This is a genomic window from Streptomyces sp. NPDC037100, assembly GCF_055606225.1.
The window spans coordinates 257,542-282,256 of record NZ_JBVJSX010000003.1; the positions used below are offsets into that span (position 1 = coordinate 257,542).

The 24,715-nt window shown below is 68.1% G+C and carries 21 protein-coding genes and 1 tRNA gene; 12 read left to right on the forward strand and 10 right to left on the reverse strand.

Going from position 1 to position 24,715, the window contains the following annotated elements:
* Nucleotides 1–53: 53 nt before the first annotated feature.
* The 9 genes from ACZ7EG_RS11245 to rpmH form a co-directional block, all read right to left on the reverse strand.
* A complete protein-coding gene (locus ACZ7EG_RS11245) occupies nucleotides 54–671 on the reverse strand; it encodes a GNAT family N-acetyltransferase (RefSeq protein WP_471075501.1) in 618 nt (205 codons plus the stop codon).
* A gap of 324 nt (nucleotides 672–995) precedes the next feature.
* The gene (locus ACZ7EG_RS11250; protein ID WP_471075504.1) at nucleotides 996–2,096 is read right to left on the reverse strand and encodes a ParB/RepB/Spo0J family partition protein; all 1,101 of its coding nucleotides are present in this window, start codon (nucleotides 2,094–2,096) and stop codon (nucleotides 996–998) included.
* Nucleotides 2,093–3,169, reverse strand: coding sequence for a ParA family protein (locus ACZ7EG_RS11255; RefSeq protein WP_344460899.1), 1,077 nt, complete (start codon nucleotides 3,167–3,169; stop codon nucleotides 2,093–2,095). The genes ACZ7EG_RS11250 and ACZ7EG_RS11255 overlap by 4 nt, the downstream gene beginning before the upstream one ends.
* A 347-nt stretch (nucleotides 3,170–3,516) precedes the next feature.
* Nucleotides 3,517–4,233: a 16S rRNA (guanine(527)-N(7))-methyltransferase RsmG gene (gene rsmG, locus ACZ7EG_RS11260; protein ID WP_471075507.1), complete on the reverse strand. Its 717-nt coding sequence runs from the start codon at nucleotides 4,231–4,233 to the stop codon at nucleotides 3,517–3,519.
* A 125-nt stretch (nucleotides 4,234–4,358) separates the two neighbouring features.
* Nucleotides 4,359–4,871 carry a Jag family protein gene (locus tag ACZ7EG_RS11265; RefSeq protein ID WP_471075510.1) on the reverse strand — a complete coding sequence of 171 codons (513 nt, stop codon included), beginning with the start codon at nucleotides 4,869–4,871 and terminating at the stop codon, nucleotides 4,359–4,361.
* A gap of 15 nt (nucleotides 4,872–4,886) precedes the next feature.
* Nucleotides 4,887–6,176 carry a membrane protein insertase YidC gene (yidC, locus tag ACZ7EG_RS11270; protein ID WP_471075513.1) on the reverse strand — a complete coding sequence of 430 codons (1,290 nt, stop codon included), beginning with the start codon at nucleotides 6,174–6,176 and terminating at the stop codon, nucleotides 4,887–4,889.
* 3 nt (nucleotides 6,177–6,179) lie between these two features.
* On the reverse strand, nucleotides 6,180–6,554 hold the full coding sequence (yidD, locus tag ACZ7EG_RS11275; protein WP_471075515.1) for a membrane protein insertion efficiency factor YidD: 375 nt from the start codon (nucleotides 6,552–6,554) through the stop codon (nucleotides 6,180–6,182).
* On the reverse strand, nucleotides 6,551–6,922 hold the full coding sequence (gene rnpA / locus ACZ7EG_RS11280) for a ribonuclease P protein component (protein WP_078615240.1): 372 nt from the start codon (nucleotides 6,920–6,922) through the stop codon (nucleotides 6,551–6,553). The genes yidD and rnpA overlap by 4 nt, the downstream gene beginning before the upstream one ends.
* 21 nt (nucleotides 6,923–6,943) lie before the next feature.
* Nucleotides 6,944–7,081, reverse strand: coding sequence for a 50S ribosomal protein L34 (rpmH, locus tag ACZ7EG_RS11285; RefSeq protein WP_005482975.1), 138 nt, complete (start codon nucleotides 7,079–7,081; stop codon nucleotides 6,944–6,946).
* Between the two features lie 374 nt (nucleotides 7,082–7,455).
* Between rpmH and dnaA the strand changes: the two genes are divergently transcribed.
* From dnaA to ACZ7EG_RS11335, 10 genes are all read left to right on the forward strand, one after another.
* On the forward strand, nucleotides 7,456–9,573 hold the full coding sequence (gene dnaA / locus ACZ7EG_RS11290) for a chromosomal replication initiator protein DnaA (RefSeq protein ID WP_471075519.1): 2,118 nt from the start codon (nucleotides 7,456–7,458) through the stop codon (nucleotides 9,571–9,573).
* A 1,060-nt stretch (nucleotides 9,574–10,633) separates the two neighbouring features.
* Nucleotides 10,634–11,764, forward strand: coding sequence for a DNA polymerase III subunit beta (dnaN, locus tag ACZ7EG_RS11295; RefSeq protein ID WP_388166514.1), 1,131 nt, complete (start codon nucleotides 10,634–10,636; stop codon nucleotides 11,762–11,764).
* A 208-nt stretch (nucleotides 11,765–11,972) separates the two neighbouring features.
* Complete coding sequence (gene gnd, locus ACZ7EG_RS11300) at nucleotides 11,973–12,848, forward strand: phosphogluconate dehydrogenase (NAD(+)-dependent, decarboxylating) (RefSeq protein ID WP_471075523.1); 876 nt, start codon at nucleotides 11,973–11,975, stop codon at nucleotides 12,846–12,848.
* Between the two features lie 54 nt (nucleotides 12,849–12,902).
* Nucleotides 12,903–14,024, forward strand: coding sequence for a DNA replication/repair protein RecF (gene recF / locus ACZ7EG_RS11305; protein WP_352097338.1), 1,122 nt, complete (start codon nucleotides 12,903–12,905; stop codon nucleotides 14,022–14,024).
* Nucleotides 14,021–14,617, forward strand: a complete 597-nt coding sequence (locus ACZ7EG_RS11310) for a DciA family protein (RefSeq protein WP_471075527.1) — start codon at nucleotides 14,021–14,023, stop codon at nucleotides 14,615–14,617. Before recF ends, ACZ7EG_RS11310 begins: the two co-directional genes overlap by 4 nt.
* 432 nt (nucleotides 14,618–15,049) lie before the next feature.
* A complete protein-coding gene (gene gyrB, locus ACZ7EG_RS11315; RefSeq protein ID WP_471075530.1) occupies nucleotides 15,050–17,110 on the forward strand; it encodes a DNA topoisomerase (ATP-hydrolyzing) subunit B in 2,061 nt (686 codons plus the stop codon).
* A gap of 42 nt (nucleotides 17,111–17,152) precedes the next feature.
* Complete coding sequence (gene gyrA / locus ACZ7EG_RS11320; protein ID WP_471075532.1) at nucleotides 17,153–19,747, forward strand: DNA gyrase subunit A; 2,595 nt, start codon at nucleotides 17,153–17,155, stop codon at nucleotides 19,745–19,747.
* A gap of 19 nt (nucleotides 19,748–19,766) precedes the next feature.
* Nucleotides 19,767–20,561, forward strand: coding sequence for a DUF3566 domain-containing protein (locus tag ACZ7EG_RS11325; protein WP_471075535.1), 795 nt, complete (start codon nucleotides 19,767–19,769; stop codon nucleotides 20,559–20,561).
* 112 nt (nucleotides 20,562–20,673) lie between these two features.
* Nucleotides 20,674–20,750: transfer RNA gene (locus tag ACZ7EG_RS11330), tRNA-Ile, on the forward strand.
* 249 nt (nucleotides 20,751–20,999) lie between these two features.
* Complete coding sequence (locus ACZ7EG_RS11335; protein ID WP_471075538.1) at nucleotides 21,000–21,752, forward strand: SCO4651 family lipoprotein; 753 nt, start codon at nucleotides 21,000–21,002, stop codon at nucleotides 21,750–21,752.
* 405 nt (nucleotides 21,753–22,157) lie between these two features.
* Here the strand turns inward: ACZ7EG_RS11335 and ACZ7EG_RS11340 are convergent, their stop codons facing one another.
* On the reverse strand, nucleotides 22,158–22,520 hold the full coding sequence (locus tag ACZ7EG_RS11340) for a DUF6344 domain-containing protein (protein ID WP_471075541.1): 363 nt from the start codon (nucleotides 22,518–22,520) through the stop codon (nucleotides 22,158–22,160).
* A gap of 338 nt (nucleotides 22,521–22,858) precedes the next feature.
* On the opposite strand from ACZ7EG_RS11340, the gene ACZ7EG_RS11345 reads away from it, so the two are divergent.
* The gene (locus ACZ7EG_RS11345; RefSeq protein WP_003999697.1) at nucleotides 22,859–22,987 is read left to right on the forward strand and encodes a DLW-39 family protein; all 129 of its coding nucleotides are present in this window, start codon (nucleotides 22,859–22,861) and stop codon (nucleotides 22,985–22,987) included.
* 231 nt (nucleotides 22,988–23,218) lie between these two features.
* Nucleotides 23,219–24,502 carry a hypothetical protein gene (locus ACZ7EG_RS11350; protein WP_471075544.1) on the forward strand — a complete coding sequence of 428 codons (1,284 nt, stop codon included), beginning with the start codon at nucleotides 23,219–23,221 and terminating at the stop codon, nucleotides 24,500–24,502.
* Nucleotides 24,503–24,715: the final 213 nt, after the last annotated feature.

The window sequence follows — 24,715 nt, forward strand, 5'->3', positions numbered from 1 at the left end:
CGTGAAACACGAAGGGGCCAACCCGGCAGGGTTGGCCCCTTCGTCTGACTGCACTACAACGGTCGCAGCGCCGGCTCCTTCTGCACGGCTCCCAGGAGCCGGTCCAGTGCCATCTCGACGTCTTCCTTCCAGGAGAGCGTCGACCTCAGTTCCAGCCTCAGCCGGGGGTGGGTGGGGTGCTGGCGGACCGTCTTGAAGCCCACAGCCAGAAGATGATCGGCAGGCAGGACGCAGGCAGGTTCTTTCCAGCGCGCGTCCCCGAAGGCTTCGATCGCCTTGAAGCCGCGCCGCAGAAGATCCTTGGCGACCGTCTGCACCATCACCCGCCCGAGTCCCTGCCCCTGGTAGCCGGGAACGATGAAAGCGGTCATCAACTGCACCGCGTCGGGCGCGACAGGACTCGTGGGAAACGCCGTGGAGCGGGGAACGTAGGCGGGCGGGGCGTAGAGCACGAAGCCCACTGGCACGTCGTCGACATACACGACCCGCCCGCAGGAGCCCCAGTCGAGCAGAACCGCCGAGATCCAGGCTTCCTTCTCCGAAGCGGACGTGCCGGCCTCTACCGCGGCCTCACCGCTGACTGGGTCGAGTTCCCAGAAGACACACGAGCGACAACGCTTGGGAAGGTCCTGGAGGTTGTCCAGCGTGAGCGGTACGAGCCGGCGGCCCATGAAGGCTGATCCTCGCTTCCTTCGCCCGCCGCCACGTCGCGGGCGGCTGTCAGAGCACTCCGTTCCCTGAGGAGGCTGCCGATGAACCCACCGACTGCTCCCAGCCCCAAGCCGGCGCTCACCAATCCGGTGCGCCTCGTGGTTCGCATGGCCCCTGCCTCCCTCTCAGAGGTGCTGCCAAGTGGTTGCGCCGTACCCAACGCATCGTATCCACGATGCGATTCCATCGATACCGCCAGAAAGGAACAGAGCGGGCCACGTTCCGGCACACACCGGACATGGCCCGCTCCGTCTCCCGTACTGCGGAGGTTCCTTGCCGGAGGCTCAGGACTCGTTCTCCTCGGAGTCACCCTCCAGGAGACTCTTCTGCAGGACTGGCCCCTCGCCAGGAGCGAGTGAGCCGAGGATGCGCTCAAGGTCCTCCATCGAGGCGAACTCGACGGTGATCTTGCCCTTCTTCTGGCCCAGGTCGACCTTCACCCGTGTCTCGAAGCGGTCGGAGAGCCGCGTGGCGAGGTCGGACAGCGCGGGAGAGACTCGCGCCCCGGCACGCGGGCCCTTGGGCTTCTGAGCCTTCTGGGGCCGTGACCCCATCAGGGTCACGATCTCCTCGACGGCCCGCACGGAGAGCCCTTCGGCCACAATCCGGTGAGCGAGCCGGTCCTGCTCCTCCGAGTCCTCGACGGAGAGCAGGGCCCGCGCATGGCCGGCGGAAAGCACCCCGGCAGCGACCCTGCGCTGCACGGCCGGGGAGAGCTTCAGCAGACGCAGGGTGTTGGAGACCTGAGGACGGGATCGGCCGATGCGGTCCGCCAGCTGGTCATGTGTGCAGTTGAAGTCCCTCAGCAACTGGTCGTAGGCGGCCGCCTCTTCCAGCGGATTCAGCTGGGCGCGGTGCAGGTTCTCCAGCAGGGCGTCCAGGAGGAGCTTCTCGTCCTCCGTGGCGCGCACGATGGCCGGGATCGCCTCCAGCCCCGCCTCACGACAGGCCCGCCAGCGGCGCTCACCCATGATGAGCTCGTATCGGCCGGGACCCGCCTGCCGTACGACGACCGGCTGGAGGAGCCCCACTTCCTTGATGGAAGTGATGAGCTCGGACAGCGCGTCCTCGTCGAAGACGTCACGTGGCTGGCGCGGGTTCGGCGTGATGGAGTCGAGGGGGATCTCGGCGAAGTGCGCACCGATGGGTGCCGCAGGCGCGGCAGGAGCAGTCGACTGCGCCGGCTCCTCTGTTTCACGTGAAACAGGCGGCAGCGTTGCCACCTTCGCCGCGGCCACCCCACGATCGTTCGGCAGCACAGGCACTGCCGCGGGGGACGTGGACACAGCGTTCCCCGCCGCGGCCTGGGCCACCGACTTCTCCGTCGGTGCGGCAGGGATCAGTGCGCCGAGACCACGGCCCAGCCCCCTCCGTCGCTCGCTCACTGGATGCCCTCCACCATGCTCGGGTCGTTCTGCTGTACGCCGATATGGGCGTGCGTCGCGTCATAGCTGATGCCGACGCCCTTCAGCGCGATCTCTCGTGCCGCCTCAAGATAGGAGAGGGCACCACTCGATCCAGGATCGTAGGTCAGTACCGTCTGCCCGTAACTCGGCGCCTCCGAGATACGGACGGAGCGGGGGATGCTCGTCCGCAGTACCTCGTCGCCGAAGTGGGTGCGCACCTCTTCCGCGACCTGGGACGCGAGGCGCGTCCGGCCGTCGTACATGGTGAGCAGGATGGTCGACACATGCAGGGCGGGGTTGAGGTGCCCCCGCACCAGGTCGACGTTACGCAGCAGCTGCCCGAGGCCTTCCAGCGCGTAGTACTCGCACTGGATGGGAATCAGAACTTCCTGGCCCGCCACGAGGGCATTGACCGTCAGAAGACCGAGCGACGGCGGGCAGTCGATGAGGATGTAGTCCAGCGGCTGTTCGTACGCCTGGATCGCGCGCTGCAGCCTGCTCTCCCGTGCCACCAGGGACACGAGCTCGATCTCCGCACCGGCGAGATCGATCGTGGCGGGGGCGCAGAAGAGTCCCTCGACATCGGGGACCGGCTGAACGACCTCGGAGAGCGGCTTGCTGTCGACCAACACGTCGTAGATGGACGGAACTTCGGCGTGATGATCGATGCCCAGGGCGGTCGACGCATTGCCCTGTGGGTCGAGGTCGACCACTAGGACCCGGCCACCGTGCAGCGCCAGCGATGCGGCGAGGTTGACGGTCGTCGTCGTCTTCCCCACACCGCCCTTCTGATTGGCGACCACGATGATGCGCGTCTGCTCGGGCCGTGGCAGGCCTTCGCCGGCACGCCCCAGAGCCTCCACCGCCAGTTGGGCAGCACGACCGATGGGAGTGTCGTCCATCGGAGGCGGTGTTTCACGTGAAACATCCGCCCCCATCGACTCGGTACGGGGACCGGGGACCGGATCGGTCATCGGTCCCGCGATGTTGGCGTCGGACCGCAAGGATTCACTCTCCTCGACTTCAGGCTCGCAATGAACAGAGCCTCCCATGTCTTCGGGGTCGTGAACCAGTGAGGCCTGGCGTTCTGTGGAGAAATCCACCTCTGTGGATACCTCAGGTCCCTCATCGAGGGAACCAAGAGGCTTTCGGTCGCGGGGTTCGGCCGCAGCGCGGCCACGACTGATGATGCCGTGCAGCAGTGAGCGACGTTTCACGTGAAACACGATGCACAGCAGCCGTGGCCGGACTGTCGCGACACTCCGGCATGCATGGGTTTGGCAGCTTGTGTGGAGTACGTCTCTTCCTCAGGACGGATCAGCGTCGCGAGGGTCCACCAGCACCGCATGGACGAATCAGCATCGCAAGGACGGGTCAACACCGCCCACACGAAATCGGCTCAGCGCCGACGGCGCGTCCGCCCTGTGCGAGCCGCTTTCGCGCGCTTCGCAGCGAAGCGCACACCGCCGGGGCTCTCCCCGACCTCGACCCGTACGACGGTGGAGGTCGGATCCACTACGCCCTCACCCACATGCAGGATGGACGTCTCCACCGCACCCAGCTTGCTCAGCGCCGCCGACGCGCTCTTCAGCTCCTCCTCGGCGGTGTCACCCTTGAGCGCGAGCATCTCCCCGTACGGCCGCAGCAGCGGAATGCCCCAGGTGGCAAGCCGGTCGAGGGGCGCGACGGCTCGGGCCGTCACGACGTGGACGGGCTGAATCTTCCCCATGACCTCTTCGGCCCGGCCGCGCACGACCGTCACATGGTCGAGGCCGAGCAGCTCCACGACCTCGTTGAGGAAGTTGGTACGCCGCAGCAGCGGCTCCAGGAGCGTGATCTTCAGGTCGGTGCGGACCAGCGCCAGCGGAATGCCGGGAAGCCCGGCGCCGGAGCCCACGTCGCACACGGTCACGCTGTCCGGCACGACCTCCGAGAGCACCGCGCAGTTCAGCAGGTGCCGCTCCCACAGGCGGGGCACCTCTCGCGGGCCGATGAGACCGCGCTGCACGCCCGCCTCTGCGAGCAGCTCGGCATACCGCACCGCATCCGCGAAGCGATCACCGAACACCTCGCGCGCCTGCTCGGGCGCGGGGGGAAGCTCCGCTGCCTCCGTCACGGGGGACCGTCCTTCCGTACCGCGTCAGCGCACCCGGCGCCGACACCAGAACCACCAGAACTATCAGGCTGACAAAGTTCGGCCCCGCCTGCGCAACAGACGGGGCCGGGGAACGTTAGGGCCGATCAGGCAGGCAGCACGACGACGAAGCGCTGGGGCTCCTCGCCCTCGGACTCGCTGCGCAGACCCGCGGCCTTGACCGCGTCGTGCACGACCTTGCGCTCGAAGGGCGTCATCGGCTTCAGCTTGACCGCCTCACCGCTGCTCTTGGCCTCCGCGGCGGCCTTGGCACCGAGCTCGGACAGCTCGGAGCGCTTCTGTGCCCGGTACCCAGCGATGTCGAGCATCAGGCGGCTGCGGTCACCGGTCTCCCGGTGCACAGCCAGACGGGTGAGCTCCTGGAGCGCTTCCAGCACCTCGCCGTCCCGGCCGACCAGCTTATGCAGATCGCGGCCGCCCGTGTCACTGATGATCGAAACGGAGGCGCGGTCGGCCTCGACGTCCATGTCGATATCGCCGTCGAGGTCGGCGATGTCGAGCAGACCCTCCAGGTAGTCCGCCGCGATCTCGCCTTCCTGCTCCAGGCGAGTCAGGGTGTCTGCACCCTCGGCAGCGGCGGAGGTGGTGCCTTCCGTCACGGGATGGACTCCTTCTTACTTCTTGGACGGGGACTTGGGCCGCTGCGGACCCTTGCGCTGTCCGGACTGGGCCTTGCTGCGAGTACCGCCGGCGGGCTTCGCGCCGCCCTTCTTGGCAGCGGCGGCGGGCTTGGCGTCCTCGGGCTCGTCGGACTTGGTCAGCGACGTCTTCGGCTCGTTCTCACCGGCCGCCTTCGGAACGACGGCGGCGCCGTGCTGCCGCTGCGACTTGCTCTGCCGCTTGGGCTGCTGACGCTTCGGGGTGCCGGCGGCGGTCGTCGGCGTACCGTCCTCGGCCTGGGCTGCGGCCGCGGTGTCGCTCTTGATCACGGTGCCGTCGGCCTGAGCGGCCAGTCCGGCCTTGCTCAGGCCGTTGATGAACTTGCGCTCGTACTCGTTGCGGTCGCGGCCCTTGGCGACGATCGCCTTCACGATGGCACGGTCGCGGCGCCGACCCACCTTCTCGTGCTGCGTGACGTGCTTGGTGAGGCGGTCGAGGTACGAGGCCTGGGCCTTGGAACCCGGGGTCGGGTTGTTGTGAATGACGTACATCTGCTGGCCCATGGTCCACACGTTGGTGGTCAGCCAGTAGACGAGGACACCGACCGGGAAGTTGATGCCGAAGACGGCGAACATGACCGGGAAGACGTACATCAGCATCTTCTGCTGCTGCATGAACGGGGTCTTCACCGTGGTGTCGACGTTCTTCGTCATCAGCTGGCGCTGGGTGAAGAACTGCGACGCCGACATCAGGACGATCATGATGGCGGTGACGACGCGGACGTCGGTGAGGGAGGCACCGAGTGCTTCCACCTTCGACGAGCTGTCGGTGAACTTCGCCGCCAGCGGCGCACCGACGATGTGGGCCTTCTGAGCGCTCTGCAGCAGGCTGTCGTTGATGACGCCGATGGTGTCGTTCGACGCGATGCTGTTGAGCACGTGGTACAGGGCGAAGAAGAACGGGGACTGCGCCAGGATGGGAAGGCACGAGGAGAGCGGGTTGGTGCCCGTCTCCTTGTACAGCTTCATCATCTCTTCGGACTGACGCTGCTTGTCGTTCTTGTAGCGCTCCTGGATCTTCTTCATCTCGGGCTGCAGCGTCTGCATGGCCCGGGTCGCCTTGATCTGCTTCACGAAGAGCGGGATCAGGCAGATGCGGATCAAGATCACCAGGGACACGATCGACAGGCCCCAGGCCCAGCCGGTGTCAGGGCCGAAGAGGGCGCCGTACACCGAGTGGAACTGGACGATGACCCAGGAGACGGGTGTGGTGATAAAGCTGAAGAGGCTGGCAATCGTGTCCACTAATCATGCTCCTTGGGCATGGGACGGTGTCTCTGCGGCCGGGCTCGAAGGACTCGACGGACTGGTGGGAGAAGTCCGTCCCTCGGCGGCCGGTCCGACGGCGGAGGGCCCGCCCTTGCGTGCATGCCACGCGTTGCGCAGCATTTCGTGCCACCGCGGGCGCTTGCGCGGGGGGACATGGTCCACACCGCCCAGCGACCACGGATTGCACCGCAGGATGCGCCAGGCCGTGAGTGCCGTTCCCTTGATGGCACCATGCCGGTCGATGGCCGTGAAGCCGTAGTGGGAGCACGACGGGTAGTACTTGCAGACCGGCCCGAGCAGCGGACTGATCGTCCACTGGTAGAGCTTGATCAGAGCCAGCAGCGGGTACTTCATCGCGCGCCCCCTCCCAGCAACCGCTGAAGGGCGGCATCCAGGTCTCGGGCCAGCTGTGCATGGTCGGCGTCACCCGATCCGGGCAGCGCTCGTACGACTACCAGGCTACCGGGGGGCAGCTGGGCGACTCGCTCGCGCATCAGGTGGCGAAGCCTGCGCTTCACTTTGTTGCGCACGACCGCGCCACCCACGGCTTTGCTCACGACGAAACCCGCACGCGTCGGGGGAGCGCTCTCCCCAGGCGCATGCGGGTCCGTGGAACCGCTACGTAGGTGGACGACGAGGAGCGGGCGTCCGGCCCGGCGTCCTCGTCGTACCGCGGTCGCGAAGTCCTCGCGCCGCCTCAGCCGATGCTCGGTAGGCAGCACGACGTCATGACCTGATCGGGATCAGGCGGACAGGCTGGCGCGACCCTTGCTGCGGCGGTTCGCGAGAATCGCGCGACCGGCACGGGTACGCATCCGCAGGCGGAAGCCGTGGGTCTTCGCGCGACGACGGTTGTTCGGCTGGAAGGTGCGCTTGCTCACTCGGGGGCTCCAGAAGAAATCGGTAGTTGCGGGGTGCCGTCCTGGCTGTCACCGTGCGCCCACGAGTAGCTCGCAGTTACGCCCGAGTGCACCGCTGACCGATCACCCAAATGATCTGTGCCCATCGGAGGCAGGCGGCAGCAGCCATCGACAACTCGACCTGGTTACGGTACGCGCGGCTACGCCATCCGGTCAAACCGGGAGTCGCCGGGAGACACTTGTCCACAGGCTGGGGACAACAACTTGAACCGTACCGGCCGCGCTGACTACCGTGACGGAACTCCGATTCGTTCCCTTATCCCTGCCCCACCCGATTTACATCCCGAGCCGTCCCAGAACCACACGTTCGTGGGACCTGTGAGAGAGCGTGCCCTGTGGCTGACGTACCTGCCGATCTTGCCGCAGTGTGGCCACGCGTATTGGAGCAACTCCTCGGAGAGGACCGCGGCCAGGGGGTCGAAGGGAAGGACGAGCACTGGATCCGGCGCTGCCAGCCGCTCGCGCTGGTCGCGGACACCGCGCTGCTCGCCGTACCGAACGAGTTCGCGAAGGGCGTACTGGAGGGCCGGCTGGCGCCGATCGTCAGCGAGACGCTGAGCCGTGAGTGCGGACGCCCGATCCGGATCGCGATCACCGTCGACGACTCCGCGGGCGACCCCCCGGCCACGCCGGCGCCCCCGGCCCGCCCCCAGCAGCGCTATGAGGAGCCCGAACTCCCCTCCGCGCGCCAGGACCGCGACGGGTACGACCGTCCGGAGCGCGACGGGTACGACCGTCCGGACCGTGACGGATACGACCGCCCCGACCGCGATGGCTACGACCGTCCGGACCGTGACGGATACGACCGCCCCGACCGCGACGGGTACGAGGGGTACGGCCGTCACCGCGCCGACCAGGGGCCCGGGTCGGCCGGCGACCACCTGCCGCCTACGCGCGCAGACCAGCTTCCGACGCCCCGCCCCGCGTACCCCTCCGAGTACCAGCGCCCCGAGCCCGGCGCCTGGCCGCGGCCGGCGCAGCAGGAGGAGTACGGCTGGCAGCAGCAGCGCCTCGGCTTCCCCGAGCGTGACCCGTACGCGTCACCCGCGCAGGACTCGTACAGCTCCCAGGACGCCTACAACCCACAGGATCCCTACGGCTCCGGCTCCCAGAGCCCTTACGGATCCAAGGGGCCCAAGGACTCCTACGGCCCGCCCTCCCAGGACTCCTACGGCACCCCCTCACAGGACTACCGCCCGCAGCCCAAGGAGCGCCCCTCCTACGAGCAGCCGCGCTCCGACTACGAAACGTCACGCGGCGACTACGACCAGCGCGACGCGGGGCGCCGGGAGCCGCCCGAGCCGCCCGTCGGCTCGGGCCACGTGCACCGGGGCGGCCCGGTCGGCCCGCACCTGCCGACGACCGGTGCGCCCGGCCCGCTGGCCGCGCAGCCCGCACCGGCGACCGGCCCGGGTGAGCCGACCGCCCGCCTGAACCCGAAGTACCTCTTCGACACCTTCGTCATCGGCGCCTCCAACCGCTTCGCGCACGCGGCCGCGGTCGCTGTGGCCGAGGCGCCGGCGAAGGCGTACAACCCCTTGTTCATCTACGGGGAGTCCGGACTCGGCAAGACCCACCTGCTGCACGCGATCGGGCACTACGCACGCAGCCTCTACCCGGGCACGCGCGTGCGGTACGTGAGCTCGGAGGAGTTCACCAACGAGTTCATCAACTCCATCCGCGACGGCAAGGGCGACAGCTTCCGCAAGCGGTACCGGGAGATGGACATCCTGCTCGTCGACGACATCCAGTTCCTCGCGGACAAGGAGTCGACGCAGGAGGAGTTCTTCCACACCTTCAACACCCTGCACAACGCCAACAAGCAGATCGTGCTGTCCTCCGACCGGCCGCCGAAGCAGCTGGTGACGCTGGAGGACCGGCTGCGGAACCGTTTCGAGTGGGGCCTGATCACGGACGTCCAGCCGCCCGAGCTGGAGACGCGGATCGCGATCCTCCGCAAGAAGGCCGTGCAGGAGCAGCTGAACGCGCCGCCGGAGGTGCTGGAGTTCATCGCGTCCCGGATCTCGCGGAACATCCGCGAGCTGGAGGGCGCGCTGATCCGGGTCACGGCATTCGCCTCGCTCAACCGGCAGCCGGTGGACCTGGGACTGACGGAGATCGTCCTGAAGGACCTCATCCCCGGCGGCGAGGACTCGGCCCCCGAGATCACCTCGACAGCCATCATGGGCGCGACAGCGGACTACTTCGGGCTGACCGTCGAGGACCTGTGCGGTACCTCGCGCGGCCGCGCCCTCGTCACCGCCCGGCAGATCGCCATGTATCTGTGCCGTGAGCTGACGGACCTGTCTCTGCCCAAGATCGGCGCGCTGTTCGGCGGGCGTGACCACACCACGGTGATGCACGCGGACCGCAAGATCCGCAACCTGATGGCCGAGCGTCGCTCCATTTACAACCAGGTCACGGAGCTGACCAACCGCATCAAGAACGGCTGACGGCGACGGCAGAACGCCGACGACAGGCCACGTCCACGGCCGAACGCCGACGGCAGGTCACAGCGACGGCAGAACGCCGCAAGAAGCCACCGTGACGGCGGAGCGTCGCGAGAAGTCACCGTGACGGCAGAACACCACGAAAGGCCAAGGGCCACTGAGGGCGCCCCCTGAGGCTTCGGGGGGCGCCCTTCTCCATGTGCCAGGGGGCCGCCGAGCCTTCCGAGCCCCCGCGAGAGGCGGCTCTCCGGCCTTGTCCCCGGACACCCGCTCGCAATCCGCTGTTCGATTACTCGCAGGGTTACGGCCTCTCTCCACAGATTCGGGGACTTTCTGCCGTCCACATCCTGGGGACCGGGGAGTTGTCCAGATCGTGTCCACAGCGGCCGCTGTTGAAAGACCATCAGACCAGTTCAGGTGCCTGTGGATTGGTGGACGAAGGATCTCCACAGACTGTGGACGACGAGATGATCCACAGGCTGTGCATCGAGTTGTCCACCGGCCACCCACAGGCTGGGGGCGGTTGTCCCCAGCGATCGGTCGCTTCTCCACATGCCTGTCCACTGTTCGGCAACGCGACGCGCCTCCTCACCGGGTCGAGTGAAAGGCGTCACACGAAGGTGCCGGATTGGGCTGTGGGAAAGGTGGGTAAACCTGGGGACGGCGCTGGGGAGAACTCGCCTCACCCTGTGCACGGCGTGTGCAGAACTTTCTGTTCTCCACAGATACGCCCGGTTGTCCACCGCCTCCGCCCACAGGGCCCGTGGATAAAATTCCCGCCCTGAGCTGGGAAAACGAGGTTATCCACGGTATCCACAGGCCCTACTACTACTCCCAACTAGAGAGAGCTGGGAATCCGTTTCGAAGGGGGCCCTGTGCACAACTCGCTCTTCGGTGCCCGGCCGCCCCTCGTCACGACTTGACCCCGAGAGGCACCTACTGTCAGTGCGGTGCGTCAGACTGGTCCCCGGTGTCCTCCCCCTCACAGGGACCGTCGACACCGCGACAGACGACGAGGGCCAGGCAGAGCGAGAAGCGCCGGCAACAGCAGGAGGCGGCAACAGTGAAGATCCGGGTGGAACGCGACGTACTCGCGGAGGCAGTGGCCTGGGCGGCACGCAGCCTCCCGGCCCGTCCGCCGGCGCCTGTCCTCGCCGGCCTGCTGCTGAAGGCCGAGGAAGGCCAGCTGAGCCTGTCCAGCTTCGACTACGAGGTCTCGGCGCGGGTCTCCGTGGAGGCCGAGGTCGACGAAGAGGGCACGGTCCTGGTCTCCGGCCGCCTGCTCGCGGACATCTGCCGCGCGCTCCCCAACCGACCGGTCGAGATTTCCACAGACGGTGTACGGGCGACCGTGGTCTGCGGCTCCTCCCGGTTCACACTCCACACCCTGCCTGTGGAGGAGTACCCGGCCCTGCCGCAGATGCCGAACGCGACGGGCACGGTCCCCGGCGAGGTCTTCGCCTCCGCCGCCGCCCAGGTCGCCATCGCGGCCGGCCGTGACGACACGCTGCCCGTCCTCACCGGTGTCCGCATCGAGATCGAGGGCGACACCGTCACGCTGGCGTCCACCGACCGCTACCGCTTCGCGGTCCGCGAGTTCCTGTGGAAGCCGGAGAACCCGGAGGCCTCCGCGGTCGCCCTGGTGCCCGCCAAGACGCTCTTGGACACCGCCAAGGCCCTGACCAGCGGTGACCAGGTGATCCTGGCGCTGTCCGGCTCGGGCTCCGGCGAGGGCCTGATCGGCTTCGAGGGCGCCGGCCGCCGTACGACGACCCGCCTGCTCGAGGGCGACCTCCCGAAGTACCGCACGCTGTTCCCGACGGAGTTCAACAGCGTCGCCGTCATCGAGACCGCCCCCTTCGTGGAGGCCGTCAAGCGCGTGGCCCTGGTCGCCGAGCGCAACACGCCGGTGCGGCTCAGCTTCGAGCAGGGCGTGCTCATCCTGGAGGCCGGTTCCAGCGACGACGCACAGGCTGTGGAAAGGGTTGACGCCCAGCTCGAGGGCGACGACATCTCGATCGCCTTCAACCCGACGTTCCTGCTGGACGGCCTGAGCGCCATCGACTCCCCGGTGGCCCAGCTGTCGTTCACGACGTCCACCAAGCCCGCGCTGCTCAGCGGCAAGCCGGCGCTGGACGCCGAGGCGGACGACGCCTACAAGTACCTGATCATGCCGGTCCGCCTCAGCGGCTGAGCCGGCACCGCGGCTCGGAGCCAGGCTGGGGATCACCGGGGTTTGTCCACAGGGTGAGGACAAACCCGCAGGTGAGGGCGTACGACTGAGCGCGTATGCCCACAGATGTGCGCGAGCGTCCGGGTTTAGGCTCGGACGCGGGTACGAAAGTGCCTCGCGGTACGCACGTGCCGCCACGCCACGTCGCAGAACCTAAGGAAAACAACTGATGGAGCTCGGTCTCGTCGGCCTCGGCAAGATGGGCGGCAACATGCGCGAGCGGATCCGCCGCGCAGGTCACACCGTCCTCGGATACGACCGCAACCCGGACCTCGCCGATGTCCACAGCCTGGAAGAGCTTGTGGGCAAGCTCAGCGGACCGCGCGTGATCTGGGTGATGGTCCCCGCGGGTGAGGCCACGCAGACCACGATCGACCGGCTCGCCGAGCTGCTGGAGCCGGGCGACGTGGTCGTGGACGGCGGCAACTCCCGCTGGACCGACGACGAGAAGCACGCGCAGGAGCTGGCGGCCAAGGGCATCGGTTTCGTCGACTGCGGCGTCTCCGGCGGCGTCTGGGGCCTGGAGAACGGCTACGCGCTGATGTACGGCGGCGACAAGGCGGATGTCGCCAAGGTGCAGCCGGTCTTCGACGCCCTCAAGCCGGAGGGCGACTCCGGCTCGGTGCACGCCGGCAAGGTCGGCGCGGGCCACTTCGCGAAGATGGTCCACAACGGCATCGAGTACGCGATGATGCAGGCTTACGCCGAGGGCTGGGAGCTCCTGGAGAAGGTCGACTCCGTGACCGACGTCCGGGAGGTCTTCCGCTCCTGGCAGGAGGGCACGGTCATCCGCTCCTGGCTGCTCGACCTCGCGGTCAACGCGCTCGACGAGGACGAGCACCTCGACGAGCTGCGGGGTTATGCACAGGACTCCGGCGAGGGACGCTGGACTGTGGAGGCCGCCATCGACAACGCGGTGCCGCTGCCGGCGATCACCGCGTCGCTGTTCGCGCGGTTCGCCTCCCGCCAGGAGGACTCGCCCCAGATGAAGATGATCGCGGCGCTGCGGAACCAGTTCGGCGGCCACGCGGTAGAGAAGAAGTAGTCCACAGGGCTGCACGGCAGTCCACAACCGTCCGGGGAGGTCGGCGAAACGACCATGCACGTCACGCATCTGTCGCTGGCCGACTTCCGCTCGTACCCCCGGGTCGAGGTCCCGCTCGACCCCGGGGTGACGGCCTTCGTCGGGCCGAACGGGCAGGGCAAGACCAACCTCGTCGAGGCCGTCGGCTATCTCGCCACCCTCGGCAGCCACCGGGTCTCCTCCGATGCCCCTCTGGTCCGCATGGGCGCCGAGCGCGCGATCATCCGGGCCCAGGTCCGGCAGGGCGAACGGCAGCAGCTGGTCGAGCTGGAGCTGAACCCCGGGCGCGCCAACCGGGCCCGTATCAACAGGTCCTCGCAGGTCAGGCCGCGTGATGTGCTGGGAATCGTGCGGACCGTGCTGTTCGCGCCCGAGGATCTCGCGCTGGTCAAGGGCGACCCCGGTGAGCGGCGCCGTTTCCTCGACGAGCTGATCACCGCGCGTTCCCCGCGGATGGCCGGGGTCCGCTCCGACTACGACCGGGTCCTCAAGCAGCGCAACACCCTGCTGAAGTCGGCCGCGCTGGCCCGCAGACACGGCGGTCGCACGATGGACATGTCCACTCTGGACGTGTGGGACCAGCATCTCGCGCGCGCGGGAGCCGAGTTGCTCGCCCAGCGGCTGGACCTGATCGCGACGATCCAGCCGCTGGCCGACAAGGCCTACGAGCAACTCGCGCCCGGCGGCGGCCCGATCGCGCTGGAGTACAAGCCGTCCGCGCCCGGCGAGGCGCACACCCGCGAGGACCTCTTCGAGCAGCTGATGGCGGCGCTCGCCGAGGCCCGCAAGCAGGAGATCGAGCGCGGCGTCACCCTGATCGGCCCGCACCGGGACGACCTGCAGCTCAAGCTCGGCCAGCTCCCCGCCAAGGGCTACGCCTCCCACGGCGAGTCCTGGTCCTACGCGCTGGCGCTGCGGCTGGCCTCGTACGACCTGCTCAGAGCGGAGGGCAACGAGCCGGTGCTGGTGCTCGACGACGTCTTCGCCGAGCTGGACACCCGTCGCCGTGAGCGCCTGGCCGAGCTGGTCGCGCCGGGCGAGCAGGTCCTGGTGACGGCCGCGGTCGACGACGACGTACCGCATGTGCTGTCCGGGACGCGGTTCGCCGTGTCCGAGGGGGCGGTGGAGCGCGTATGACGGAGAACACATCGGGCGGGGCCCCGAGTCCCTCTCAGGGCTCCGGCGGGGCCCCGAGCCCCTCTCAGGGCTCCGGCGGAGCCCCGAAGCCTCCCGAGCCGTCCGGTGTCGACCTCGCGCGTGTGGCGCTGCGCGCGGCCAAGGAAGCCGCACGCGCGCGGGGGGACGCGGCGCAGCAGAAGAAGCAGGCGCGCCGCGGCGGTCTGCGCTCCGGAGCGCGCGCCGACGGACGCGACCCCATGGCACTCGGTTCCGCGATCAACCGGCTGATCACCGAACGCGGCTGGGAGGCGCCGGCCGCCGTGGGCGGTGTGATGGGCCGCTGGCCGCAGATCGTCGGCGAGGACGTGGCCAAGCACTGTGTGCCGGAGAAGTACGACGAGGACGAGCGTGTGCTGAGCGTGCGCTGCGACTCGACGGCCTGGGCGACGAACCTCCGGCTGCTGGCGCCCACCCTGGTCGCGCGTCTGAACGAGGACCTGGGCCACGGCCGGGTGAAGCTGATCAAGGTGCAGGGCCCCGGTGGCCCCCCCCGCCGCTACGGCCCGTTGCGCGCCCCCGGCAGTACCGGTCCGGGCGACACCTACGGCTGATCGGCACCGGTTTCCCACCTGTTGACAGCACGTGACTGACATCACATCAAGGGCTTCCGGCGGCTCTTTCGGAGCGTCGGCGCCATCCGTGTCGTATGCCCGCACAGGGTTGCGAATCACGACCTGACTCCGAAGTAGCCAAGGGTTGACGGCCGGAAGCGCTGAGTGCCTCCGTGAGCCTCTTGGAGCCCCCATCCGCATATCGGGAGTCGGACAAGACCCGTCGAGGGCGGCACATGCGGACTCAGGTACCGGCAAACCCCCATCAGTGTCAGTGCTACCGGTAGACTGGAAGCAATCCCGCCCCACTCGCTGGGGACCGTCCGGGAAAAGCTGAGCAACGCTGATCAAGGCTTACCAACGCAACATGCCGCAGCCGCTCCGGCAACCCGCCGACGAGCCTGGCTCGTGCTGTGCCAGAAAGGGCGCTTCGTGGCCGATTCCGGCAACCCCAACGAGAACATTCCGTCCACCGACGCCGGCACCACCGGCGCGGTCTCCTCGTCGAACGGCGAGGTGACCGCCTCGTACGACGCCAGCGCCATCACCGTCCTCGAGGGTCTGGACGCGGTCCGCAAGCGACCCGGTATGTACATCGGCTCGACCGGTGAGCGCGGACTCCACCACCTGGTGCAGGAGGTCGTCGACAACTCCGTCGACGAGGCGCTCGCCGGGCACGCGGACACCATCGACGTCACGATCCTCGCCGACGGTGGCGTGCGGGTCGTCGACAACGGCCGTGGCATCCCGGTCGGCATCGTCCCCTCCGAGGGCAAGCCGGCCGTCGAGGTCGTGCTGACGGTCCTGCACGCGGGCGGCAAGTTCGGCGGCGGCGGCTACGCGGTCTCCGGCGGTCTGCACGGCGTGGGTGTCTCCGTCGTCAACGCCCTGTCCACCAGGGTCGCGGTGGAGGTCAAGACCGACGGCCACCGCTGGACGCAGGACTACAAGTTGGGCGTCCCGACGGCCCCGCTCGCCAAGCACGAGGCCACGGACGAGCACGGCACCTCGGTCACCTTCTGGGCCGACCCGGACATCTTCGAGACCACCGACTACTCCTTCGAGACGCTGTCGCGGCGTTTCCAGGAGATGGCGTTCCTCAACAAGGGCCTGCGCATCAACCTCACCGACGAGCGCGAGTCGGCGAAGGCCACCGCCGGCGCGGACGAGGCGGGCGAGGACGAGAAGCACGAGGTCAAGAGCGTCTCGTACCACTACGAGGGCGGCATCGTCGACTTCGTGACGTACCTCAACTCCCGCAAGGGAGACCTGGTGCACCCCACCGTGATCGACCTCGAGGCCGAGGACAAGGACAAGAGCCTGTCCCTCGAGGTCGCGATGCAGTGGAACGGCGGCTACACCGAGGGTGTGTACTCGTTCGCCAACATCATCCACACCCACGAGGGCGGTACGCACGAAGAGGGCTTCCGCTCCGCGCTGACCTCGCTGATCAACAAGTACGCGCGCGACAAGCGGCTGCTGCGCGAGAAGGACGACAACCTCACGGGTGACGACATCCGCGAGGGTCTGACGGCGATCATCTCGGTCAAGCTGAGCGAGCCCCAGTTCGAGGGCCAGACGAAGACCAAGCTGGGCAACACCGAGGTCAAGACCTTCGTGCAGAAGGTCGTCTACGAGCACCTCACGGACTGGCTGGACCGCAACCCGAACGAGGCCGCGGACATCATCCGCAAGGGCATCCAGGCGGCCACCGCGCGCGTGGCGGCCCGCAAGGCCCGTGACCTCACCCGGCGCAAGGGCCTGCTGGAGACCGCGTCCCTGCCGGGCAAGCTCTCCGACTGCCAGTCGAACGACCCCACCAAGTGCGAGATCTTCATCGTCGAGGGTGACTCCGCCGGCGGCTCGGCCAAGTCCGGCCGCAACCCGCAGTACCAGGCGATCCTCCCGATCCGCGGCAAGATCCTGAACGTCGAGAAGGCGCGGATCGACAAGATCCTGCAGAACCAGGAGATCCAGGCACTGATCTCGGCCTTCGGCACCGGAGTCCACGAGGACTTCGACATCGAGAAGCTGCGCTATCACAAGATCATCCTGATGGCCGACGCCGACGTCGACGGCCAGCACATCAACACCCTGCTGCTGACCTTCCTGTTCCGCTTCATGCGGCCCCTGGTCGAGGCCGGGCACGTGTACCTCTCCCGCCCGCCGCTCTACAAGATCAAGTGGGGCAAGGACGACTTCGAGTACGCGTACTCCGACCGCGAGCGCGACGCCCTGATCGAGATGGGCCGCAACGCGGGCAAGCGCATCAAGGACGACTCGGTGCAGCGCTTCAAGGGTCTCGGTGAGATGAACGCCGAGGAACTGCGCATCACGACCATGGACCAGGAGCACCGCGTCCTCGGCCAGGTCACCCTCGACGACGCCGCCCAGGCCGACGACCTGTTCTCGGTCCTCATGGGCGAGGACGTCGAGGCCCGCCGCGCGTTCATCCAGCGCAACGCCAAGGACGTCCGCTTCCTCGACATCTGAGTCGGTCTCAGCTGACCGCATCAGGAAGGATCTTCACCAGCAATGACCGACGAGAACACTCCCGTGACGACGCCCGAGGGTGACGCCCTGGCCATGCGCGTCGAGCCCGTCGGGCTCGAGACGGAGATGCAGCGCTCGTACCTCGACTACGCGATGTCCGTCATCGTGTCGCGTGCGCTGCCGGACGTCCGTGACGGCCTCAAGCCCGTCCACCGCCGTGTGCTGTACGCCATGTACGACGGCGGCTACCGCCCCGAGCGCGGCTTCTACAAGTGCGCGCGCGTCGTCGGCGACGTCATGGGCAACTACCACCCGCACGGCGACTCCTCCATCTACGACGCGCTCGTGCGCCTCGCCCAGCCCTGGTCGATGCGCATGCCGCTCGTCGACTCCAACGGCAACTTCGGCTCCCCGGGCAACGACCCGGCCGCGGCCATGCGGTACACCGAGTGCAAGATGGCGCCGCTGTCGATGGAGATGGTCCGCGACATCGACGAGGAGACCGTCGACTTCACGGACAACTACGACGGTCGCTCCCAGGAGCCGACCGTCCTGCCGGCCCGCTTCCCGAACCTGCTGATCAACGGTTCGGCCGGTATCGCGGTCGGTATGGCGACCAACATCCCGCCGCACAACCTGCGCGAGGTCGCCGCCGGCGCCCAGTGGTACCTGGAGAACCCCGAGGCCTCGCACGAGGAGCTGCTCGACGCGCTCATCGAGCGCATCAAGGGCCCGGACTTCCCGACCGGCGCGCTCGTCGTCGGCCGCCGGGGCATCGAGGAGGCCTACCGCACCGGTCGCGGCTCCATCACGATGCGCGCGGTCGTCGAGGTCGAAGAGATCCAGAACCGCCAGTGCCTGGTGGTCACGGAGCTGCCGTACCAGGTCAACCCGGACAACCTCGCCCAGAAGATTGCCGACCTAGTCAAGGACGGCAAGATCGGCGGCATCGCGGACGTCCGTGACGAGACCTCCTCGCGCACGGGCCAGCGCCTGGTCATCGTGCTGAAGCGGGACGCGGTCGCCAAGGTCGTGCTGAACAACCTCTACAAGCACACCGACCTGCAGACGAACTTCGGCGCCAACATGCTGGCGCTGGTGGACGGCGTGCCGCGCACGCTCTCCCTGGACGCGTTCATCCGCCACTGGGTGACCCACCAGATCGAGGTCATCGTCCGCCGTACGCGCTTCAGGCTGCGCAAGGCCGAGGAGCGGGCGCACATCCTGCGCGGTCTGCTGAAGGCCCTGGACGCCATCGACGAGGTCATCGCGCTGATCCGGCGCAGTGACACCGTCGAGATCGCCCGCGGCGGCCTGATGAGCCTGCTGGAGATCGACGAGATCCAGGCCAACGCCATCCTCGAGATGCAGCTGCGCCGACTGGCCGCCCTGGAGCGCCAGAAGATCGTCCAGGAGCACGACGAGCTCCAGGCGAAGATCAACGAGTACAACGAGATCCTGGCCTCCCCGGTCCGCCAGCGCGGCATCGTCAGCGCGGAGCTGGCCGCGATCGTCGAGAAGTACGGCGACGACCGCAAGACGACGCTGATCCCCTACGAGGGCGACATGTCCATCGAGGACCTGATCGCCGAGGAGGACATCGTCGTCACGGTCACCCGGGGCGGCTACATCAAGCGCACCAAGACCGACGACTACCGCGCCCAGAAGCGCGGCGGCAAGGGCGTGCGCGGCGCGAAGCTCAAGGAAGACGACATCGTCGACCACTTCTTCGTGTCCACCACGCACCACTGGCTGCTGTTCTTCACCAACAAGGGACGCGTCTACCGGGTCAAGGGCTACGAGCTGCCGGACGCCGGCCGGGACGCGCGCGGTCAGCACGTCGCCAACCTGCTCGCCTTCCAGCCGGACGAGGCGATCGCCGAGATCCTGGCGATCCGCGACTACGAGGCGGTCCCCTACCTCGTGCTGGCCACCAAGGCCGGACTTGTGAAGAAGACGCCTCTGAAGGATTACGATTCGCCTCGTTCCGGCGGTGTGATCGCCATCAACCTCCGTGAGGGTCAGGACGGTTCGGACGACGAACTGATCGGCGCCGAACTCGTCTCGTCGGACGACGATCTGCTCCTGATCAGCAAGAAGGCGCAGTCGATCAGGTTCACCGCATCGGACGAAACCCTGCGGCCCATGGGCCGTGCCACCTCGGGCGTCAAGGGCATGAGCTTCCGCGAAGGCGACGAGCTGCTCTCGATGAATGTTGTTCGACCCGGTACGTTCGTGTTCACTGCCACAGACGGCGGGTACGCGAAGCGGACCGCCGTCGACGAGTACCGCGTCCAGGGTCGCGGCGGCCTCGGCATCAAGGCCGCCAAGATCGTCGAGGACCGTGGGTCCCTCGTCGGCGCGCTGGTGGTCGAGGAGACCGACGAGATCCTCGCCATCACGCTGTCGGGCGGTGTGATTCGTACGCGGGTCAACGAGATCAGGGAAACCGGCCGTGACACCATGGGCGTCCAACTGATCAATCTGGGCAAGCGCGATGCCGTCGTGGGCATCGCTCGCAACGCCGAGGCGGGGCGCGAGGCGGAGGAGGTCGACGGCGATGTGGTCGTCGACGAGACCGCCGAGGACGCCGTGACCACCGGCACGGACGAGGGTGAGGCGCCCTCGGCCGAGTAGGCACGAGGAGTGAGTCAGCGTGAGCGGAGCCACGGGCGCCGGACCGGCCGGAACCCCGAGGGGTACGGGAGCGGACGACGGCGGCCGTGGCTCCGCCGCGCGTGCGGCGGACCCGCACACGACCAATCTGAAGGCGATCAAGTCCCCGACCAAGGACGAGCCGTCGCCTGACGCGCATGGATCACAGGGGGGAACTGTGACGGACACCCGAGGTCCGCAGACCAAGCAGGCCAAGGGCGGTGCGGGTTCGTCCGCCTCCGGCGCGCAGCCGCAGCCGGCCGCGCAGGAGCCGGGCACGGCCTCGCCCCTGCCCGGGGAGCGGCAGACGAAGCAGCAGGCCGGGCCGTACCACCCGCCGCAGGCCTACCCGGCGCAGCAGGCGGCGGCCGGGGCCGGTCCCGATGCCGTCCGGCGTCCCCGCACGGGCGTGCGTACCACTCCGCGCGTCCGCAAGGCGCGGCTGCGGGTGGCGAAGGCCGACCCGTGGTCGGTGATGAAGGTCAGCTTCCTGCTCTCCATCGCCCTGGGCATCTGCACGATCGTCGCGGCCGCCGTGCTGTGGATGGTCATGGACGCGATGGGCGTGTTCTCGACGGTCGGCGGCACGATCTCCGAGGCCACCGGCTCGAACGAGTCCAACGGGTTCGACCTGCAGGCTTTCCTGTCGCTGCCCAACGTCCTGCTGTTCACGTCGGTCATCGCGGTCATCGACGTGGTCCTGGCGACCGCCCTCGCGACGCTCGGCGCGTTCATCTACAACCTGTCCGCGGGCTTCGTGGGCGGCGTGGAGCTGACGCTCGCCGAGGACGAGTGACGTCACCCCCGTCGTTGTCCTGACGGTGCCCCGACAACCGATTTTGGGACTGCCCATGTCGTGCGCTAATCTTCAGGAGTCAGCGCGCGGGACACACCCCGCAGAGCGCGGCGGGGCTATAGCTCAGTTGGTTAGAGCGCATCCCTGATAAGGATGAGGCCACAGGTTCAAATCCTGTTAGCCCCACCAGCGAGAAGACCCCCAGTCGATACCGGCTGGGGGTCTTTGACATCCATGGCTGACATCAGCCGATGAGTGGATCTTCCAGGAGTTCGGCGAGCATGCCGACCGCTTCCCTCCGTGCCCCTGTCCTTGATGACTTTGGGCATGACGGGTGGGAGCTGGGGAGGGTGTTGGGTTGGGGAAAGGCGGAGTGCTTCAGGTTGTGCCCATGACAGACTCAGCGGCCTGTCAGCCACACTGAGGGAGTTCCCTGCCATGCGCCACTTGGCCACCGTGGCGGCCGGTATCGCGGCCGTCGTTTTGATCACCGGGTGTGGCGCCGGGGAGGCCGAGAAAGCATCCGCACCGACGTCGAAGAGCGGAGCATCGGCCACGCCGGGGTCCGACAGTTCGTTCGAAGTCGAGGTGGCGCTCAAGAACGCCGATCCAGCGCCTTACTCGGCTGAGATCAGGACGGAGACCTATACGGGCTCCACGCTGACGGTCGTCATGGCCGGTCGGATGAACTTCAACGGATCAGGCCCTACGGGCAAACTGACCTTGACGACCTCCGACAGTGTCCCAGAGGACCAAGCGTTCAATACGGAGACGATCCTGCTGGAGGACGCCACCTACACGCGGACACTTGATGACGACGGAGCAGTTGGGGAGTGGCAGCGTACGGGACTGGACTCCTCGAGGGCGGGCATAGCTGACTACGGTGCTTACGCACAGCTGCTCTTGGATCTTGGGCCGAAGGCCCGAAAGGGTCAGGAGGAGACAGGCGGAGTCCTGGCGTACCGGCTTTCCGGGAGCCTCACCCAGGACCAGCTCCGGACGGTGGACCGTCGGCTGTACGACAGGATGCGTGCCACGGGTACCAAGGAGTTCGCCTGCGACGTGTGGGTCAACGAAGCCGGCCGAGTCGTGCGCTTCGAGCAGTGGCTGGAGATGTCCGGCAACTCGGCGCGCAACGTCGTGACGTTCAAGAACTTCAGGGACCCGGTGGCTGTGAGCGCACCCGAGTAGCCCCGTCCCGGCCGTCGCGCGTTGTCAAGACGGCATACGTCGGCTGACATCAGTGGCTGACACCGACAATGGCGAACAGCGACGGTCGGCGCCGGACCTCAGGGGACGATTGACCAAAGCACATAGCCGGTTGGCCGACGTCGCAGGCCGGGCATGATCGACCTGAGAAGGATGAGGCCACAGGTTCAAATCCTGTTAGCCCCACCAGCGAGAAGACCCACAGTCGAATGCGACTGGGGGTCTTTGACGTCTTGCGACCGGGCCCATCAAGGGCGTCGCTCGCGCCCGTGACCCGGTCGGGCACGCCCTGAACCCGGGGCCTTGAGGTCGGGGCATGCGTAAGCCCGGCCGCTCTGCCGAGCTGCCGGGCTTTGTACGCAGATCGCTTGGTGTCGTTCCGGGGGTTCAGCGCTGGAGGGGCGCGAGATGGTCCGCCTCGGGGTCGGGGTCCTCGTCGGTGCAGTGGGTGCCGGGGGAGGACGCAGTGTCCGCGGGTGAGCGGTGCCGGCAGCGGGGGGTCTTGCCGTGTGCCTCGGCGCGGATGCGCTGCTTCATCGTGGGGGGCAGGGCTCTCGCAGAGGACCGGGAAAACGTCGTCGGTGCCGCCGTCCGCTGCTGCGGGATGCTCGCGCCGTTGCTGTTGCTCTTCTGCTCGGTCTGCGGTACGGCCGCGGCGGCGGTCGTGGTGACGAGTCCGAGCGCCGTGCACAGCGCGAGGAAGGCGGTGACGATGGTGGTCCACAGCTTCATGACCTTGTTCCTGGCCATGGCCCCTCACTTTCGGGTTGGGCGATTTGCGTACTTTCCTCATCATGTGTATGGGGGTCGAGAAGTGGTGGACCTTCGCCCGTGGCGCGTCGATGTTCTGATGAACACCACCCGGATGGGCGCAAGAGGGGTGAAAAGGTGAGCAGAGCACCGAAGGGAGGTCAAAAGTAACCGTCCGTCGGGGTGTGATCACCCTCCGATCGGAGCGGTGCACTCCGCTTCTATCCCGCTTCCCGGGACGGGAGTTGAGGGCCGACTCAGGTCACCGATCGGTATCGGCCGGTGTGTATAGTCGGGCGCCAGAGGTCCCCTACGTCAAGGAAAGACGAGGTCGCGCGGTGAAGAAGCTTCTCCTGGTCGCACTGGCCGCCATCGGCGGGCTCCTCGTGTACCGCCAGATCCAGGCGGATCGCGCCGAGCAGGATCTGTGGACGGAGGCGACTGACTCCGTTCCCACGGGTTCGTGAGTCACGACAACCCAGACCGAGCACACCCCGGCCGCCTCGCGGTCGGGGTTTTGTGTGCAGAGGGCCGGTCGTGAAGCCCGCCGGCGCGGCAGGATGGGCCACGGATCACGGATCACGGCTTAGCGGTCCGGAGACGGAGAGCGGTCCGGCGACGGTGAGGGGTGGCGCGTGAGGGGACGGTGCCGTACGGCGTGGAGGCGGCCCGCGGGAGCGAGGCGCGGCCGTCCGGCCGTGGCTGTGCGCGTCGGCGCCGCGGCCGTGGTCCTGGGGACGACAGCGGCCATGGGGCCGGGACAGGCCGCCGCCGCGGGGCTGGCCTCCGGCACGCCCAGCCCGTACGCCTTCGCCCACGGCGCGCAGCGTGTCCAGGGAGCGAGGAGCACCGGGGACGCCGACCTCCTGAAGCCCGGCGAGGCCTACAAGAGCTCCCTGCCGGGCGACGGCAAGGTCAACTACCGCCTCGACCTCGACGCCACGTCCGACGCGTACGTCTCCGTCACCGCCGTCCCCTCCCCCGACAGCACCGTCTCCGTCATCGACGGGATCAGGGTGACCGTGCAGGACGCCGAGGGCAACACCTGCTCCGGCGACAGCACGAGCTTCGGGGCAGCTCGCAGCCCCCACCCCATCGCGGCGTGGGGCATGCGCGAGATCTCGCCCAACCGGCCGCTGTGCAAGAAGCCCGGGGCGTACTACGTGTCCGTCGAGCGTGTCGACCCGAACGGCGAGGGCGCCTCACCGGACGCCTGGGACCTGGAACTCGTCGCCATGACGGAACCGCGGACCGTGAGGACCGGGGCGACCAGCGCGCCCGAAGTGTGGAACTCCGCCACCCCCCAGCCGCTCCAGGGCGAGGCCGAGCACCGCAAGGGCGGCGCGGGGTTCACCGGGGCGACCCCCCTCGACCAGGGAATCTGGCGGGACGACATCCGGCCCGGCCAGACCCTCTTCTACGCGGTGCCCGTCGACTGGGGACAGCAGATCTCCGTCACCGCGGACCTCGGCAGCTCGGACACCGGCGCCACCGGCTACACGTCCGACGCGCTGGACCTGGCCCTCTACAACCCCGCGCGCGGCGATGTCGCCGATGTGGGCGTCGGCTACAACGGCGGCCAGAGGTCCGGAAGCCTGCCTCCCCTGCCACCGGTCGACCACGCCAACCGCCACTCCGCCACCGCGCAGGTGAGCGCGATGCGTTTCGCCGGCTCCTACTACCTCGTCGCCCACCTCTCGGAAGGCGTCGCCGACACCTTCGGCGACGGGCCGTTCAAGATGACGCTGCGCGTGAAGGTGAGCGGGCAGCCGCAGGGCGGCCCCGAGTACGCGGGGGAGTCCTCACCGAAGGGTGCCTTCGAGGTCTCGGACGAGGACCGGGAGGCGGCCGCGGAGGGCGTGGCCGCGGGCGATGACACCGCCATGAGGGCGCTCGCCGTGGGCGGCATCGGCACCGGGAGCGCACTGCTCGTGGGGCTCGGGGTGTGGAGCCTCGTGGCCCGACGCAGGAGTGTCGCGTAGGGGGAGCGCCGGCCGCGCGCGCCCCGGGCCCGTCCGCTGCCCGATCGCTCTGATGCCGGTCAGGGCTGCTCGATCGCTCTGATGCGGGTAGGACTGCTCGATCGCTTTGATGCCGGTCAGGCCTGCTCGATCGCTCTGATGCGGGTAGGACTGCTCGATCGCTTTGATGCCGGTCAGGCCTGCTCGATCGCTCTGATGCGGGGGACTCCCGAT

What these genes read in the sequence shown, in the direction of transcription:
- ACZ7EG_RS11245 (WP_471075501.1), bottom strand. Translation starts at nt 671, where the DNA reads ATGGGCCGCCGGCTCGTACCGCTCACGCTGGACAACCTCCAGGACCTT.
- ACZ7EG_RS11255 (WP_344460899.1), bottom strand. Translation starts at nt 3,169, where the DNA reads ATGGGAGGCTCTGTTCATTGCGAGCCTGAAGTCGAGGAGAGTGAATCC.
- yidD (WP_471075515.1), bottom strand. Translation starts at nt 6,554, where the DNA reads ATGAAGTACCCGCTGCTGGCTCTGATCAAGCTCTACCAGTGGACGATC.
- gnd (WP_471075523.1), top strand. Translation starts at nt 11,973, where the DNA reads ATGGAGCTCGGTCTCGTCGGCCTCGGCAAGATGGGCGGCAACATGCGC.
- recF (WP_352097338.1), top strand. Translation starts at nt 12,903, where the DNA reads ATGCACGTCACGCATCTGTCGCTGGCCGACTTCCGCTCGTACCCCCGG.
- ACZ7EG_RS11310 (WP_471075527.1), top strand. Translation starts at nt 14,021, where the DNA reads ATGACGGAGAACACATCGGGCGGGGCCCCGAGTCCCTCTCAGGGCTCC.
- gyrA (WP_471075532.1), top strand. Translation starts at nt 17,153, where the DNA reads ATGACCGACGAGAACACTCCCGTGACGACGCCCGAGGGTGACGCCCTG.
- ACZ7EG_RS11335 (WP_471075538.1), top strand. Translation starts at nt 21,000, where the DNA reads ATGCGCCACTTGGCCACCGTGGCGGCCGGTATCGCGGCCGTCGTTTTG.
- ACZ7EG_RS11340 (WP_471075541.1), bottom strand. Translation starts at nt 22,520, where the DNA reads ATGGCCAGGAACAAGGTCATGAAGCTGTGGACCACCATCGTCACCGCC.